We start from the raw sequence: 15756 nt of genomic DNA, 5'->3' as shown, positions 1-15756 counted from the left end.
TTATCTACGCCTCACATTGATGGAATTTCCATCGTTTCTAGTGGTGAATTTCCGGCCCTCGTTCTGAATTTCCTGAGGTGTGGCTCTCGCGAATTTTATGTCAACGCCAGCCTCCTGGAAAACGTGAAGCCTTCGATTGTCGAGAGTGTAGATACTCCCATTTCGCTCGAATACTCGAATCGCTGGAAACTCGTCTGCGGTGAGGTGGAGGTTGTAGTGGTGGCCGGTTTCCAGGTCGTGGTACTGGCCGGGGAAGCGGAGTGGGGTGTAGGCGGTGGCGTCGGGGTTCCAGGTGGTGGTGCCCCAGAGGGTGGCGTGGGCGTGCCAGGCGATGTGGCCGGATTCGTCGACGAGGTGGGTGGGGGTACCGATGAGGTCGGTGATGATCGCGTGGAAGCGGGTGTCGGTCTCGGACTGGGGGGTGTCGGCTGCGGGGGTGCAGCGGGTGGTCTGGGTGAGGGGGGTGAGTCCCGAGGCGTCGTGCTCCCAGGTGAGAGCTTCGCGGCCGGGCCAGTCCGTGGATGCGGTGGTCTGTTCGATGAGCGTGTTGCCGTGCCAGGTGAAGGTTGTTTCGTCGGCGACCGCCGCGTCGTGGGTCAGGCGTTGTTTGGAGGTGCGGCGGCCGAGGGGGTCATAGGTGTAGCGCCAGGTGATGCCGTCAGGGGTGGTGACGTGGGTGAGGTGGTCCTCGGTGTCCCAGGTGTAGTGCCAGGTGTCGGGCTTCTTGGAGAGACGGGTCTTCTGGCGGAGCGTGGTGCGCCCGGCGGCGTCGTACTCGTAGCGGACGCTGCCCGCGGTATCGATGCGGGTGCCGGTGTAGGTGCGGGTGCCGGTGGCTTCGGAGTGGGGAAACGCTTCGGGCCAGGCGGCCTGGGTCTGGTTGCCCGCATGGTCGTAGGCGTAGGACTCCTGCCAGGTGCTGGCCTGGATGTGGGTGACGCGGCCGGCTGTGTCGAGGGTGTACTGGGTGTCGTCGGTGGCAGTGAGACTGCCGTCGGAGCGCCAGGTGTGGGAGTGGTGCAGGAGCGGGGCTGAGGTCGCGTACGTCTGGGTGGTGATACGCCCGGCGGTGTCCCGGGTCTGGACCAGAGAAAGCGCACCGTTCCAGGAGCGCGCGGATTCACGGCCGGCCGGGTCGAGTCGGTGGGTGAGGGTGCGGCCGGACGTGGTCAGGGCCGTGCGCTGTCCCGCGAGGTCGTGTGTGTAGAGGGAAAGGGTCCCGGCAGGTGTCTCCCTGTGTGTCAGGTTGCCTGCGGGGTCGTAGCTCATGCGCAGCGTGCGGCCGTTGACCCTCTCTGAGAGCAACCGGCCCGTCGGGTCGTAGGCGCGGATCAGGTCCGCCCCCGCTCCTGTTGCCTGGAGGAGGTCGCCGGTGGGCGTCCAGCGGTAGGTGGTGCGTTGCCCGGCAGCCTCCTTGGTGAGGACGCGGCCGAGCGGGTCGTGGGTGTAGCGAGTGACCTGGCCGAGCGGGTCGGTTTGTGCGGTGAGTTGGCCCGCCTGGTCGTGCGCGTAGGTCAGTGTGCGGTCGTCGAAGTCGGTCTCGGACCGCAGACGGCCAGCCGGGTCGTACACGTAGTTCCAGGTCAGACCTTGGGAGTTGGTGACCTGGGTGAGGCGGGCCTCGGCGTCGTGGGTGAAGGCGTAGCGGGCGCCGTCGGGGTCGGTGCGCGCGCTGAGCAGGTCGAAGTGGGTGTACTCGTAGTGGGTGACCCGGCCGAGTCCGTCGGTGTGGGTGGTGCGGTTGCCCTCCCCGTCGTACGTCCATGACTCCGTTGCCCCGTCCGGGCCACTGCGGTGCAGGAGGTGGCCCTCCACCGACCAGGTGAACGCGGTGGTGGCGCCCAGGGGGTCGATGACGGTGGCCGCGCGGCCGAAGAGGTCGCGTCGGTAGTAGGTCGTGGCACCCAGCGGATCGGTTACCTCCGTGGGGAGCCCGGCCGCGTCGCAGCGGATGCGGGTGGTCGCGCCCAGCGGATCGGTGACGGCGATCAGGGCGCCGTTCGCGGTGTACGTGGAGCGGGTGACCTGGCCCAGCGGGTCGGTGAGGCTGGTGCGACGGCCCGTCGGGTCGAAGCTCTGGTGCCAGACGGCACCGGCCGGGTCGGTGATCCGGAGCGGGTTGCCGTGTTCGTCGAGCGTGGCCGTGATCTCGGTACCGTCCGGGCGGAGCACCCCGGTCAGGTGGCCGTGCCCGTCATGGCGGAAGCCGGTGGTGCGGCCGAGCCCGTCGGTCTGCGCGATCGTGCGCCCCGCGTCGTCGTACGCGGTACGGGTCACCGCACCGTTCGGGTCGATCTCGCCTACGACCTGATGACGGTCGTCGATCAGATACCGGCTGACGGCCCCTTCCGGCGAGGTCAGTGTGGTGACGCACAGGCCTTGGAAGTCGGGATCGGTGCCCTCGTAGGTGAAGCGGAAGGTGTAGTGCCCGCCCTCTCCGCCCTCGGCGGTCACCCGGTCCCGGTCGTCGTAGGCGTAGGAGTATGAGCGGCTGTTCGTGTCGGTCCACGAGGTGATCCGGCCTTCGGCGTCGTACGTGAACCGCAGGGGCAGGCCCGAGGAGTTGACCGTCTCGGTGAGGTGGCCGCCGGTGTAGCCGTACGCCATCACCCTGGTCCCGGCCAGATGCAGGGCGGTGATCCGGCCGTCGGTGGTGGTGAGGCGGAGCCGGTAGCCACCGCTGTGCTGGATTTCGAGGGGGGTGCCGTCGAGTGCGTAGGTGAACGTGATGCGATTGCCGTTGCGGTCGGTCAGGTCCGTCAGCAGCGCCGGGCCGTGGCCGTGCGGGGTAAACGTGCGGACGTGACCGGTGTCCGGGTCGGCGACCGTGTAGGTGCCGTCGGCTGCCCTCAGCAGGGGCCGGCGTGGGCCGTCCTCGGGCAGCACCTCAATACCTGCAGCAGAGTGCGGGTAGGTGAGGAGCAGCCCATCCTCGGTGAAGAAGACGACGCCCTGCTCGTCGAACTCAAGACGTTGGTCGGCCGTGGAGGACCAGCCGGGCCCGAACCAGCGACCGCCTCGGTAGCCGGAGTCGGCGCGCCTCGTGAACACCAGGGGCAGTACTCCTGGCAGTTCGATGTCGGTCAGCGGGAGGAACATTCGCCCGGTGGCCAGGTCCACGGGGTCGGTGCGGCCGTGGCGTACTTCGGTCCCGGGCGCGTGTGAGCAGGCGCGTGAGGCCTGCCGGATGCGGGCGCCGGGCATTCCACGGACGACTCCGCGAGGCACTCGCCGCACCGGCCGGGCTCGGGTGCTCTGAACGCGCGGTCGCAGTCGTCGCAGTTCTGGAACGGCACCGGGGGAGGGGCGACGGAAGAGGCCGGGACGGGGGCCGGGAGCAGTGTGCTCAGCCGGTGCGCCAGCAGCTTGGCCGGGTACTTCAGGGGCACGGGCAGGTCTGTGGTCAGGGCAAGGGTGACTGATGCGGGGGTGGCGTCGCGTTCGAGCCAGGTGGCGACGGCGGGGGTGAGGCTGCGGACGTCGTTCTCGGAGAGGACGAGTACGGCGGCCTCGCGCCGCAGTTCGAGCAGGAGCGCCGAGGCGGTGCGGTGCAGGTCCGGGTCGGGCGTCTGCGGCTGAGGGCGGACGGGGGCGGGTGCGGCGACCGGAGCCGGAGCGGTAGCGGTTGCTGGACCGGGCGCCGCGACGGGGGGCGCAACGGGGGTCGCAACGGGCACGGGTGCGGGAGCGGATGGCGCCGTTGCCGGAATCGCCGTGGCCGGAATCGCCCTGGCCGCAGCCGGCCGCGCGAGACGCGTGGAACGGGTGGAGGCGCGGCCGGTGCGGTCGGCGCGGTTCGGGTGGCGTGCGGGCGGGCTGGTCGCCTGCGTACACGGCTGGTTGTACGACGTCGTGCGCGTGACCACGCGGCCGCTGGCCAGACGTTCGCGGTCGCGCCTCAGGTAGCCGTTCTCTTCGAGTTCGCGCAGCGCCCCGGCGATGCGGGCCTCGCTCTCCGGGAAGCGCTCGACCAGGAACTTGATGCCGACCTTCGCCCCGGCGGGCAGCGACTGGATGTGGGTGGCGAGCCCGATCGCGACGAGCGAAAGATCCTGGTGCTGGGCCAGGTGGTTCCCCACGACCGTGAAGTGACTGGTGTGGCGCACGTTGACGTGTAAGACACCGCCGGACGGGGCGCCGGACGAGGTGCCTGACGGGGCGCGCGAGGGCGCGATAATCTGCTGGCTATCCATCGGGAAGCGTTCTCTTCCTCGTTGGTCAGGCCCTCGCTCGGGATTACTGTCCCGGCGGGGGCCGTCTCATGTCTGAAAGTCGGTTTCGCGAGCATATGCCAGGCAACCCAGGCGAAATCCAGCTCAGTTGGGCAACCTCACCCATGTGAGTGACGGGCGGCGGCGCCGGCGCCCACGGGTGCGCGCACGGGCCTGCTGAGGTCCACCCGGGTTGGTTTGGTTTGGTGAGATTTCTTCTTCCTGAAGGACTTGAAAGCCTTTTACGTCGTGGGCCGCCGCGTCCCGGCCGCCCGGGTCGTCGTCCACCGGGTCGTCGTCCACCGGGTCGTGGCGGTTACGATCCGGTCAGGGCGATCTCCGCCCAGACCGTCTTCCGCGGGAACGGGCCGTGCTCGACGCCCCAGCGTGTGGCCAGTGCCTCGACGAGGAGAAGCCCGCGGCCGGACTCGTACGCCTCGGACTGTTCCAGAAGCCGGGGCAGCCGGTCCCCGCGTGCGTCCGCCACCTCGATGCGCAGCGTGTCCCCGGTGACCGTCAGCAGGATGCGGAAGTCCCGCCCCGCCACGTATCCGTGCAGCGCCGCGTTCGACGCCAGCTCGGCGATGATCTGGCTCGCGTCGTCCAGCGGCAGCCCCCAGGAACGGAGCTGTTCCGTCGCCAGCAGCCGGGCGAGCCGGGCGCCCCGGCGGGTCGCGGAGAGCTGCACGGCGAACATCCCGCTGCGTGCACGCGGTTGGGTGATTTCTCGGTTCACGTCACTCAGCGTGGCCGTCCGTCGCTACGCTGAAAAGCAGTGACACGTATACGGACGGTGACTGTCCAGCGGTCGTACGGGCCTGTCCACGCCGTACAGCGCCGGTGCGCCGCGAGCGGGTGGAGGCGGATGCCGCATGAGTGGCAACGACGTGGTGGACGGACCGGATTGGGCTGTCGACCCCGAGGACGAGTCGGGGGCCGTGATGGCCGTCGTCGGCCGGCAGATCCGGCTCTGGCGTGAGGCGGCGGGCTTACGCGCCTCGGAGCTCGGCGAGGCGATCGGGTACGGCGAGAACCAGGTCTACAAGGTGGAGACCGGCACCCGGATTCCCAAGCCGGAGTTCCTGGACCGGGCGGACAAGGCCCTGGGTGCGAACGGCAAGATCGCCGCGATGAAGCGGGACGTGGCGGAGGCGCGGTACCCGAGGAAGGTTCGTGATCTGGCCAAGCTGGAAGCCGATGCGGTGGAGCTCGGCGCGTACGACAACCACAACCTGAACGGTCTGTTGCAGACCGAGGAGTACGCGCGGGCTCTTTACGAGATGCGGCGGCCTTCGTTCGGGCGAGATGAGATCGATCGTCACGTCGCTGCACGGATGGCGCGCCAAGAGGTGTTCGAACGTCAGCCGCTGACCATGCTGACGTTCGTTCAGGAAGAGGCGACGATCCGGCGCCCGCTCGGGGGCAGGGCGGCTGCGCGTCGCCAGCTTGAACGGCTGCTGGAAATCGGGCAGTTGCGGAATGTCGAGATCCAGGTGATGCCGACGGACCGGGAGGACCACGCCGGGATGGGTGGGCAATTCCACCTACTGAAGTTCGATGACGGCACGTCGGTGGGACACTGGGAGGGGCAGTTGTCCAGCAGCCTCGTCTCCGACCCCAAGCAGGTCCGGATCATCGAGATGCGGTACGGAATCATCCGGGCTCAGGCTCTCACTCCACGGGAGTCTCTGGCCTTCATCGAGAAAGTGCTGGGAGAGAGATGACCCGCAAGACCATCATCGGAGACGGCTCCGAGCTGGAGTGGCTCAAGAGCAGCTACAGCAGCAACGACGGCCCGGCATGCGTCGAGGTAGCCGCCGCCCCCACCGCCGTCCACGTCCGCGACTCCAAGAACATCCCCGGCCCCGAACTCGGCTTCGCCCCGGGCGTCTGGGCCGAGTTCGTCTCGTACGCGTCGTCCGACTGACCGTCGGGACAGAGCCGCTGCCGCCGAGGACCTGCCGCGCCCGAGGGTGCCGCAGGTCCCACGCGGGATTCCCCGGAGATCTCTCCGAAGGCTGTTGCGGCCGGCTCCTCAGAACCGGCCCAGCGCCAGCCCGGCGAGGAAGGGGACGGGCACCAGCGGAACCATCCCGAGCCAGATGCCCATCCGCCAGCGTTCCTGGCGCGGCATGAGGACGTCGACCACCAGGATCATCGCGAGGACGACGAGACCGCTGATCGCGGCGCAGAACAGGTAGAAGGGCTCGTCCTCGTACGTATCCCTGTCGCAGCCGGTGCTGTTGACGGACGTGCCCGTGGGCGTGCAGTCCATCGGCAGGTACTGCGTGATGAACCATCGGATACACACGGCGGGGACGATGGCGCACAGCCCGATGGCGAGGTTGGCCCCGGCAGCGGCCCACGGTCCGCCGCCGGCCCGGCTTCCGCGAACGGAATCCGTCCCGGGAGCTGCGTTCGAACCCGTGCCGGAAGTGCGCATGACTGCCCCCTGCGGATCGGCGTGTACCGCGCTAGAGCATCAGGGACGCCTGTTCGGTTCCCGCCGGCGGGGCTCCGGCGGTCAAGGGCCGGTCAGCCCGGTCACCGCCACGCGGCGAGTACGTCCTCGGGCCCCCAGTGCGCGGCCAGCCCCTCGGCCGCCGCGTCTGTCGGGGGCCTGCGGCCGACCGCGATCAGGGCCGCGCCCTGCGCGCCCGGCACCTGCTGCGCGGACGCGACGAGTTCGGCCAGGTCCCGTGCCCCGAACGGGGTCTCGTCGCGCCACTTCACCGAGCCCACGAAGGCGACTTGGCGCGCCACCGGTTGGGTGTCGGCACCGATGAGGTCGACCTCCGGGTTGTTCTGACGGTTCCACCAGCCGCCGACCTCGGTCGCCTCGGGGAAGAGGCCGTCCGGCACCCGGCGGGCGAGCGACTCCCTGATCACCGGTTCCACCGCGCGCCCCCGCCAGGACGGCCAGGACTGTTGGATGCGTGCGGCCGAGACCTCGCCCCGGCCTCTTTCTGCCTGTGCGACGGCGTTCTCCAAGTGGGCCAGCCAGAAGCGCAGATAGGTGTCCGCGATGCGGTAGCGCTTGAGCTTGGGGGCCGCCCGGGTGGACAGCGGGAGGTCGGCGGCCACGATCCGCTTCGCCTCGGTGAGTTCGGCCAGTATCGGGGCGAGGGTGCCGTGCGCCAGCGCTCGCCCGTCGGCGCCGCCCGTGCTTGCGGCGATGCCGGAGAAGGTGCGCTCGCCGGAGCCGATCGCCCGGAGCACCCTGCCCGCCTGGAGCCGGGCGGGGAACTCCGCCGCGAGGGAGCGCTCGCCCGTCGTGAGCAGCACTGACGACGGGTCCTCCACCTGGCGGTTCAGGTACGCGGCGACCGGTTCCCCGGTCCGCCAGCCGGTGACCACTTCGGGGAAGCCCCCGGTGACGAGGTAGGCGTCGAGCGCGGCTGCCGCGTCCAGTCCGGTGGAGTCCTGCACGTCCGCCGGGCTGAGCGGCCCCACGGTGTACTGACCCGCCCGGCCGTAGAACGGATGGTCGTACGACGTCAGCCGGTCCATCATCGCCAGGTCGGAGCCGAGCAGCAGCAGGAGCACCGGCTTCGCGGACAGATGCATGTCCCACGCCGTCTTGAGCGCCGCGTCGAATCCCGGGTCCGCCTCGGAGAGCCAGGGGACCTCGTCCAGTACGAGAATCACCGGCTCGTCCGTGGGCAGGGTGGCCGCGACTGCGGCCAGCGTCCGGACCCAGTCCTGCGGGGCGGCGGCGTGCTCCAGCGCCGCGCCGTGGTCCCGCATTCCCTGGCCGCAGGCAACCGCGTCGAACAGGGCCCGCCGGGCCATAGGCGCGGGTTGGCTGCGGGTCGCCTGGAAGAAGACGTACGGCTGCCCCGAACGGGCACAGAACTCCTGCACCAGGCGGGTCTTGCCGATCCGGCGTCGGCCCTTGATCACCAGCGCCTGCCCGGTGCTGCCCCCTGCCCCCGAAGTGACGCGCTCCAGCCATGTTCCGAGAATGCGCAGCTCACGGCTGCGTCCGGTGAAGGCCACGGGCTCTCCTGAGACAGGCGGTAAAGTAGGAACGGCTCAAAGTATGAGTGGTTCCTACTTTACTGCTCGGCCGCAGGAACGGCATCGACCCTTCAGGAGCTGTTCAGGTCCACTGCCGGTGTCTCAGACGGCCGGTCCCTTCTCGAAGGCCGCCTTCGACCGGGTGGCGAGCAACTCGGTGATCTCATCGGCGACGTGCGGGCCCAGCTCGCCCCAGCCGTCCTTGTAGCCGTAGACACCGGACAGGGTGCGGGCGTCGTAGTCGCCGTTAAGGATCTCGATGTCGTCGGCCGTGATGAAGGCCGGGTGGGCGACGCCGACGGCCGCCGAGACCTTCATCAGCTCCATCCGCAGGGTGCGCAGGTAGGCGGCGGCGCGGGCTGCCTTCGAGGTCGGGTCGAGGCCGCGGGCCAGGCGTGGGTTCTGGGTGGCTACGCCGGTGGGGCACTTGTCGGTGTGACACTTCTGCGACTGGATACAGCCGATCGACAGCATCGCCTCACGAGCCACGTTGATCATGTCGGCGCCCAGGGCGAAGGCGACCACGGCGTTCTCGGGCAGGCCGAGCTTGCCGGAGGCGATGAAGGTCAGGTCGTCGGTCAGCCCCAGCTCGGCGAAGGTGCCGTAGACCCGGGAGAAGCCCATCCGGAACGGCAGCGACACCGAGTCGGCGAAGATCAACGGCGCCGCCCCGGTGCCGCCCTCGCCGCCGTCGACGGTCACGAAGTCGACGCCGCGGTCGCCACGCGCCATCAGCGTGGCCAGCTCCTGCCAGAACCCCATCTCTCCCACCGCGCTCTTGATCCCGACCGGCAGACCGGTCTCGGTGGCGAGCAGTTCGACGAAGTCGAGCATCGAGTCGACATCGCTGAACGCGGTGTGCCGCGACGGGGAGGCGCAGTCCTCGCCGAGCGGGATGCCCCGGATCTCGGCGATCTCCGGGGTCACCTTCGCGCCCGGCAGCAACCCGCCCAGCCCCGGCTTGGCGCCCTGGGAGAGCTTGATCTCTATCGCCTTGACCGGGGCGCCGGCGACCACATCCATGAGCTTGTCGATGTTGAAGGTGCCGTCCTCGTTGCGGCAGCCGAAGTAGCTCGTACCGAGCTGAAGAACGAGGTCGCCGCCGTTGCGGTGGTACGGCGAGAGGCCACCCTCGCCCGTGTTGTGCATCGTGCCCGCCAGCGCCGCCCCATTGTTGAGGGCCGTGATCGCCGCACCGGAGAGCGATCCGAAGCTCATCGCCGAGATGTTCACCACGCTCGCCGGCCGGAACGCCTTGGCGCGTCCGCGCGGCCCGCCCAACACCTTGGCCGAGGGCAGCAGGGCCTGCGGGTCGTGCACGTCGGGGAGCAGTTCTCCGGCGAACGTGCGCTGCTTCACGTACGCGTGCCCCTGCACGTGCTCGATGTCGTTGTCGGTTCCGAACCCGAAGTAGTTGTTCTCGCCCTTCGCCGACGCGTAGATCCAGGTGCGCTGGTCACGACTGAACGGGCGCTCCTCGTCGTTGGAGGTCACGATGTACTGCCGCAGCTCCGGCCCGATCGTCTCCAGCAGGTACCGGGCGTGCCCGACCACCGGGAAGTTCCGGAGCAGTGCGTGCTTCTTCTGGACGAGGTCGCGGGCGCCCACCAGCGCCAGTGCTGTCGCGGTGGCGGCAACGATATTCCGGGCACGCATGAACGTTCCTCTCCTCGATGCTCGACGCCAACGCCATGTGGTGGCCGTCGTCGTGTCGTGTCGCTGTTGGGCGGCGGGGCACGACCGAGCGGGCGTCGGCGTCCGCCGGAGAACACCGAAATTGATATTAGAAGCCCGCGCGGGTGGGCCCGTGATCAGGGTCGTCGGGTGGGGGACGGCCCGGCGCGGTCCTCCGGGGCGGCGGCGTGCTCCGGCGCCGAGCCGTGGCGCCGCATTCCCTGACCGACGCCGTCCTCCCCGACACCCCACGCCCCTTCTGCGAATATGCGAAGAACATGGGCAGGTGACCACGAAGGGACCGGTATGTGCGGAATCGTCGGATACGTCGGTAGGCAGTCGGCGCAGGACGTCGTCGTCGCGGGCCTCAAGCGGCTGGAGTACCGGGGGTACGACTCCGCCGGGATCGCCGTCCTCTCCGATGGCGGGCTGGCCGCCGCGAAGAAGGCCGGGAAGCTGGTCAATCTGGAGAAGCTGCTGGTCGAGCGGCCGCTGCCGACCGGCAGCGCCGGCATCGGGCACACCCGCTGGGCGACCCACGGCGGGCCCACCGACGCCAACGCCCACCCGCACCACGACAACGCCGGACGCGTCGCCGTCGTGCACAACGGGATCATCGAGAACTTCGCCGCTCTGCGGTCCGAGCTGATCGGGCGCGGCCACGAGCTGGTCTCCGAGACCGACACCGAGGTCGTCGCCCACCTCCTCGCCGAGGCGTACTCGGGCAGTGAGGACCCGGCCGAGGCGATGCGGCAGGTCTGCGGACGGCTCGAAGGGGCGTTCACCCTGGTCGCCGTGTTCGCGGACGCGCCCGACGTGGTGGTCGGGGCCCGGCGGAACTCGCCGCTCGTGGTGGGTGTGGGGGACGGCGAGGCGTTCCTCGCCTCCGATGTCGCCGCGTTCATCGCGCACACCAGGTCCGCGATCGAGCTGGGCCAGGACCAGGTGGTCGAGCTGCGCCGGGAGGGGGTCCTCGTCACCGGGTTCGACGGGCGGCCCGCCGAGGTGCTTCCGTACCACGTGGACTGGGACGCGTCCGCCGCCGAGAAGGGCGGCTACCCCTCCTTCATGCTCAAGGAGATCGCCGAGCAGCCGAAGGCCGTCACGGACACCCTCCTCGGCCGGATCGACCCGGAGGGGAGCCTCCGCCTCGACGAGGTGCGGATCACGCCGGGGGAGCTCCGCGAGGTCGACAAGGTGGTGATCGTCGCCTGCGGGACCGCGTTCCATGCCGGGATGATCGCCAAGTACGCCATCGAGCACTGGACCCGGATTCCCTGCGAGACCGAGCTGGCCAGCGAGTTCCGCTACCGGGACCCGATCCTGGACCAGCGCACCCTCGTCATCGCGATCTCGCAGTCCGGCGAGACGATGGACACTCTGATGGCGGTGCGGCACGCCCGCGAGCAGGGCGCGAAGGTCCTCGCCATCTGCAACACCAACGGGTCCACCATTCCGCGCGAGTCCGACGCCGTCCTCTACACGCACGCCGGGCCCGAGATCGCCGTCGCCTCGACCAAGGCGTTCCTCACCCAGCTCGTCGCCTGCTACCTCGTCGCCCTGTACCTCGGCCAGGTCCGCGGGACCAAGTGGGGCGACGAGATCCGCACCGTCATCCGTCAGCTCTCCGAGATCTCCGGCGAGGTCCAGCGGGTCCTGGCGACCATGGAGCCGGTGCGCGCGCTGGCCCGCTCCCTGGCGGGCCACGACACCGTGCTCTTCCTCGGCCGGCACGTCGGCTACCCGGTTGCCCTGGAAGGCGCGTTGAAGCTCAAGGAGCTCGCGTACATGCACGCCGAGGGGTTCGCCGCCGGTGAGCTCAAGCACGGGCCGATCGCCCTGATCGAGGACGGCCTCCCGGTCGTCGTGGTGGTGCCGTCGCCGCGCGGGCGCTCGGTGCTGCACGGCAAGATCGTGTCGAACATCCAGGAGATCCGGGCCCGCGGCGCGCTCACCGTCGTCATCGCCGAGGAGGGCGACGAGGCGGTCGTCCCGTATGCCGACCACCTCATCCGGATTCCCGCAACGCCTACGCTGCTTCAGCCGCTGGTCGCGACCGTGCCCTTGCAGGTCTTCGCCTGCGAGCTGGCCACGGCCCGCGGCAACGAAGTGGACCAGCCGCGCAATCTGGCGAAGTCCGTCACGGTGGAATGAACGGTGCAATGACGTGAGCGGGGCAGTTGTGAGGGGACGTACGTGATCATCGGGGTCGGGATCGATGTGGCGGAGATCGAGCGGTTCGACGCGGCGCTGGAACGCACGCCGCAGCTGGCCCAGCGCCTCTTCCTGGAGAGCGAGTTGCTGCTGCCCGGCGGCGAGCGGCGCGGGATCGCCTCGCTGGCCGCCCGGTTCGCCGCCAAGGAGGCCCTCGCCAAGGCCCTCGGCGCGCCCGCCGGGCTGCTGTGGACCGACGCCGAGGTGTACGTCGAGGAGAGCGGGCAGCCCCGGCTGCGGGTGATCGGCACGGTCGCCGCGCGCGCCGCCGAACTGGGCGTGCGGCAGTGGCATGTGTCGCTCAGCCATGACGCGGGCATCGCGTCGGCCGTGGTGATCGCGGAGGGCTGAGCCGGGGCGTGGCGGCCGTTTCCTGCGTACGTTGGAGCCATGCGTACTGCGTACAGCGTTTCGACCGTACGGGCCGCCGAACAGGCCCTCATGGCACGGCTCCCGGAGGGCGCGCTGATGCAGCGCGCCGCCGCCGGACTCGCCGCCGCCTGCACCGATGTGCTGCGGCGTGGTGGCCGGGTGTACGGGTCCCGGGTCGTCGTCCTCGTCGGCAGCGGCGACAACGGCGGCGACGCGCTGTACGCGGGCGCCCGGCTCGCCCGGCGCGGGGCCGGTGTGCTGGCCGTACGGGTCTCGCCGGGCCGGGCCCACGCGGGCGGGAGCGCGGCGCTGCGCGCGGCGGGCGGGCGGGTGGTGGACGACGACGCCGGCCCGGCGGACGGCCGGCACCGCGACTGGGGCCGCCGGGTCGACCTCGTCGTCGACGGCATCACCGGCATCGGCGGGCGCGGCGGGCTGCGCCCGGCGGCGGCCGCACTGGTGGAGCGGTACGCGGCACACGGGGCGCCCGTCGTCGCCGTCGATCTGCCGAGCGGCGTCGAGGCCGACACCGGCGAGGTGCGGGGGGACGCGGTCCGCGCGGACGCGACCGTCACCTTCGGGGCGTACAAGCCGGGGCTCCTCATCGACCCGGCCGCCGAACGGGCGGGGGCGCTGCACCTCGTGGACATCGGGCTCGGCGCCGAACTGCCGGACGTGCCCGATCTGGAGGCGCTCCAGTACGCGGACGTGGCCGCGCTGCTGCCCGTACCGGGCGCCGGGAGCGACAAGTACCGGCGCGGTGTCCTCGGCATCGTCGCCGGGTCGGCGCGCTATCCGGGGGCGGCGGTACTGGCCGTCTCCGGGGCGTTGCGCGGCGGTGCCGGTGCGGTGCGGTACGTCGGCCCGGGGGCGGACGCGGTCATCGCGCGGCATCCGGAGACCCTGGTCCACGCGGGCCCGCCGTCGAAGGCCGGGCGGGTGCAGGCCTGGGTCGTCGGGCCGGGGCTCGGCGACGGCACGGACGCCGTCGAGGCGGTCCGCGACGTGCTGGCCGCCGACGTCCCGGTGCTGGTCGACGCGGACGGGCTGCGGCTGCTGGACGCCGCCGTCGTACGGGCGCGCACCGCCCCCACCGTCCTCACCCCGCACGCCGGGGAGGCCGCCGCGCTGCTCGGCGTCCCCCGCGAGGAGGTCGAGGCCGGGCGGCTCGACGCCGTACGCGAACTCGCCTCCCGCTTCCGCGCGACGGTCCTGCTCAAGGGCTCGACGACGCTCGTCGCCACCGATGACCCGCACACTCCCGTGCGGGTGAACCCGACCGGCACCTCCTGGCTGGCCACCGCGGGCAGCGGCGACGTCCTGTCCGGGCTGACCGGCTCCCTGCTCGCCGCCGGCCTCGCCCTCCGCGACGCCGCGTCCGTCGGCGCCCACCTCCACGGCCTCGCGGCCCGGCACGCCTCCGACGGCTCCCCGGTCGCCGCACAGGACGTCGCGGAGGCGATCCGGGCGGCCTGGCGGGACGTACGGGCCTGAGTGATGCTGGGGCAGGGGGACAGCCCTGAGGGAGTGATCGGTCGTGGGCAGCAGCAGTGACGTGCGGGTACGCCGGGTGTACGACCCGCAGGAGGACGGCGACGGCACCCGCGTCCTGGTCGACCGGCTCTGGCCGCGCGGGGTCGCCAAGGGGCGCGCCGCGATCGACAAGTGGCTCAAGGACCTCACCCCGTCGAACGAGCTGCGCTCCTGGTACCACGAGGACCGCTCCGGCACCCGCTACGACGACTTCGTCGACCGCTACCGCGCGGAACTGGCCGACCCCGCGCACACCGCGGCCGTCGGCGAACTCGTCGCGCTGGTCCGCGACGGCGGCCCGGTGACGCTGGTCACGGCGGTCAAGGACGTCCCGCACAGCCATGTACCGGTCCTCGTCGAGCATCTGGAACACGAGCTGCACCACGGCTGACGTGACCGCCCCCGCCCCCGCCGCCGCTCCCGTGCGGCGGAGCGGCGCGCCCTGCCGCGACCGGTGCCCGGGGGCCGTGCCGCACGGCTCTGAGACACTGGGCGCGATGAACGAGACAGCGTCCTTGAGAGCCCGTGCCGAGATCGACCTCGCCGCACTCCGCGCCAACGTGCGCGTTCTGCGTGCCCGGGCGTCCGGCGCGCAGCTCATGGCCGTGGTCAAGTCCGACGCGTACGGACACGGCGCGGTGCCCTGTGCCCGTGCCGCGCTCGAAGCCGGCGCCACCTGGCTGGGCACCGCCACCCCGCAGGAGGCGCTCGCCCTGCGCGCGGCGGGGCTCGGCGGCCGGGTGATGTGCTGGCTGTGGACGCCCGGCGGGCCCTGGCGCGAGGCGATCGAGGCCGATGTCGATGTCTCGGTGAGCGGTATGTGGGCGCTGCGCGAGGTCACCGCGGCGGCCGCCGGGGCGGGCCGCCCCGCCCGTGTCCAGCTCAAGGCCGACACCGGCCTCGGCCGCAACGGCTGCCAGCCCGCCGACTGGCCCGAGCTGGTCGCCGCCGCCCGCGCCGCCGAGGACGCGGGCACCGTCCGGATCACCGGCCTCTGGTCCCACTTCGCCTGCGCGGACGAGCCCGGACACCCCTCCATCGCCGCCCAGCTGGACGTGTTCCGCGACATGGTGGCGTACGCCGAGAAGGCCGGTGCCGAGCCCGAGGTGCGGCACATCGCCAACTCCCCGGCGACGCTGACCGTCCCCGAGTCGCACTTCGACCTGGTGCGGACCGGGATCGCCATGTACGGCATCTCGCCCAGCCCCGAGCTGGGCACCCCGGCCGACTTCGGACTGCGTCCGGTGATGACGCTCGTCGCGTCGGTCGCCCTGGTCAAACAGGTGCCGGCCGGGCACGGCATCAGCTACGGGCACCACTACACGACATCCCGGGAGACCACGCTCGGCCTGGTGCCGGTGGGGTACGCGGACGGCATCCCGCGCCATGCCTCGGGCCGCGGCCCGGTGCTGGTCGGCGGCGTCCGGCGGACGGTCGCGGGCCGGGTGGCCATGGACCAGTTCGTCGTCGACCTCGCCGGGGACGTGGTCGAGGAGGGCAGCGACGCCGTGCTGTTCGGCCCGGGGGACCGGGGCGAGCCGAGCGCCGAGGACTGGGCGCGGGCGGCGGACACGATCGCGTACGAGATCGTCACCAGGATCGGCGGCCGGGTGCCACGCGTCTACCGGGACGGGACGGCGGACGGCAAGTCGGCCGGGTCCTGACCGAGGAAGCGTTTCTGACCGGGCACGATCTGAGCATGATCGGAAGACCGGACCGGACCGGGCAGTTC

The 15756-nt window shown here is 71.1% G+C and carries 13 protein-coding genes; 7 read left to right on the top strand and 6 right to left on the bottom strand.

Going from position 1 to position 15756, the window contains the following annotated elements; genetic code table 11:
• The 3 genes from OG322_RS13785 to OG322_RS13775 all read right to left on the bottom strand — a co-directional run bounded on the left by OG322_RS13785 (position 1) and on the right by OG322_RS13775 (position 4947).
• Positions 1–3099 carry a DUF6531 domain-containing protein gene (locus tag OG322_RS13785; protein ID WP_329306474.1) on the bottom strand — a complete coding sequence of 1033 codons (3099 nt, stop codon included), beginning with the start codon at positions 3097–3099 and terminating at the stop codon, positions 1–3.
• Positions 3084–4106, bottom strand: coding sequence for a helix-turn-helix domain-containing protein (locus tag OG322_RS13780; RefSeq protein ID WP_443066544.1), 1023 nt, complete (start codon positions 4104–4106; stop codon positions 3084–3086). The genes OG322_RS13785 and OG322_RS13780 overlap by 16 nt, the downstream gene beginning before the upstream one ends.
• Positions 4107–4527: 421 nt before the next feature.
• Entirely contained in the window at positions 4528–4947 is a 420-nt protein-coding gene (locus OG322_RS13775; protein ID WP_123461086.1) for an ATP-binding protein, read from the bottom strand.
• Between the two features lie 136 nt (positions 4948–5083).
• Here OG322_RS13775 and OG322_RS13770 point away from each other — a divergent pair, with 136 nt between their 5' ends.
• Together OG322_RS13770 and OG322_RS13765 are read left to right on the top strand one after the other, a co-directional pair.
• Positions 5084–5935, top strand: coding sequence for a helix-turn-helix domain-containing protein (locus tag OG322_RS13770; protein WP_329306472.1), 852 nt, complete (start codon positions 5084–5086; stop codon positions 5933–5935).
• Positions 5932–6138 (top strand): DUF397 domain-containing protein, encoded by a 207-nt coding sequence (locus tag OG322_RS13765; RefSeq protein WP_329306471.1) that lies wholly within the window; start codon positions 5932–5934, stop codon positions 6136–6138. The genes OG322_RS13770 and OG322_RS13765 overlap by 4 nt, the downstream gene beginning before the upstream one ends.
• Before the next feature lie 108 nt (positions 6139–6246).
• Here OG322_RS13765 and OG322_RS13760 read toward each other — a convergent pair whose 3' ends face one another.
• The 3 genes from OG322_RS13760 to OG322_RS13750 form a co-directional block, all read right to left on the bottom strand.
• Positions 6247–6654: a hypothetical protein gene (locus OG322_RS13760; protein ID WP_329306470.1), complete on the bottom strand. Its 408-nt coding sequence runs from the start codon at positions 6652–6654 to the stop codon at positions 6247–6249.
• Between the two features lie 101 nt (positions 6655–6755).
• The gene (locus OG322_RS13755) at positions 6756–8210 is read right to left on the bottom strand and encodes an ATP-binding protein (RefSeq protein WP_123461090.1); all 1455 of its coding nucleotides are present in this window, start codon (positions 8208–8210) and stop codon (positions 6756–6758) included.
• A gap of 123 nt (positions 8211–8333) precedes the next feature.
• Positions 8334–9887: an FMN-binding glutamate synthase family protein gene (locus OG322_RS13750; protein WP_329306469.1), complete on the bottom strand. Its 1554-nt coding sequence runs from the start codon at positions 9885–9887 to the stop codon at positions 8334–8336.
• A 324-nt stretch (positions 9888–10211) separates the two neighbouring features.
• Between OG322_RS13750 and glmS the strand changes: the two genes are divergently transcribed.
• The 5 genes from glmS to alr all read left to right on the top strand — a co-directional run bounded on the left by glmS (position 10212) and on the right by alr (position 15688).
• Positions 10212–12059, top strand: coding sequence for a glutamine--fructose-6-phosphate transaminase (isomerizing) (glmS, locus tag OG322_RS13745; RefSeq protein WP_123461092.1), 1848 nt, complete (start codon positions 10212–10214; stop codon positions 12057–12059).
• Between the two features lie 42 nt (positions 12060–12101).
• Positions 12102–12470, top strand: coding sequence for a holo-ACP synthase (locus OG322_RS13740; RefSeq protein ID WP_123461093.1), 369 nt, complete (start codon positions 12102–12104; stop codon positions 12468–12470).
• A gap of 39 nt (positions 12471–12509) precedes the next feature.
• Complete coding sequence (locus OG322_RS13735; protein WP_329306468.1) at positions 12510–13985, top strand: NAD(P)H-hydrate dehydratase; 1476 nt, start codon at positions 12510–12512, stop codon at positions 13983–13985.
• Positions 13986–14028: 43 nt separating this feature from the next.
• Complete coding sequence (locus tag OG322_RS13730; RefSeq protein ID WP_123461095.1) at positions 14029–14415, top strand: DUF488 domain-containing protein; 387 nt, start codon at positions 14029–14031, stop codon at positions 14413–14415.
• A 106-nt stretch (positions 14416–14521) separates the two neighbouring features.
• On the top strand, positions 14522–15688 hold the full coding sequence (gene alr, locus OG322_RS13725) for an alanine racemase (RefSeq protein ID WP_329306467.1): 1167 nt from the start codon (positions 14522–14524) through the stop codon (positions 15686–15688).
• Positions 15689–15756: the final 68 nt, after the last annotated feature.

The organism is Streptomyces sp. NBC_01260 (genome assembly GCF_036226405.1).
Lineage (GTDB): Bacteria > Actinomycetota > Actinomycetes > Streptomycetales > Streptomycetaceae > Streptomyces > Streptomyces laculatispora.
Note: the sequence above shows the minus strand (reverse complement) of the source record. Positions and strands in the feature narration are given on the sequence as shown.

Coding starts and splice junctions, on each gene's coding strand:
- OG322_RS13785 (WP_329306474.1), bottom strand. CDS start 3,099: ATGTTCCTCCCGCTGACCGACATCGAACTGCCAGGAGTACTGCCCCTG.
- OG322_RS13770 (WP_329306472.1), top strand. CDS start 5,084: ATGAGTGGCAACGACGTGGTGGACGGACCGGATTGGGCTGTCGACCCC.
- OG322_RS13765 (WP_329306471.1), top strand. CDS start 5,932: ATGACCCGCAAGACCATCATCGGAGACGGCTCCGAGCTGGAGTGGCTC.
- OG322_RS13760 (WP_329306470.1), bottom strand. CDS start 6,654: ATGCGCACTTCCGGCACGGGTTCGAACGCAGCTCCCGGGACGGATTCC.
- OG322_RS13750 (WP_329306469.1), bottom strand. CDS start 9,887: ATGCGTGCCCGGAATATCGTTGCCGCCACCGCGACAGCACTGGCGCTG.
- glmS (WP_123461092.1), top strand. CDS start 10,212: ATGTGCGGAATCGTCGGATACGTCGGTAGGCAGTCGGCGCAGGACGTC.
- OG322_RS13735 (WP_329306468.1), top strand. CDS start 12,510: ATGCGTACTGCGTACAGCGTTTCGACCGTACGGGCCGCCGAACAGGCC.
- alr (WP_329306467.1), top strand. CDS start 14,522: ATGAACGAGACAGCGTCCTTGAGAGCCCGTGCCGAGATCGACCTCGCC.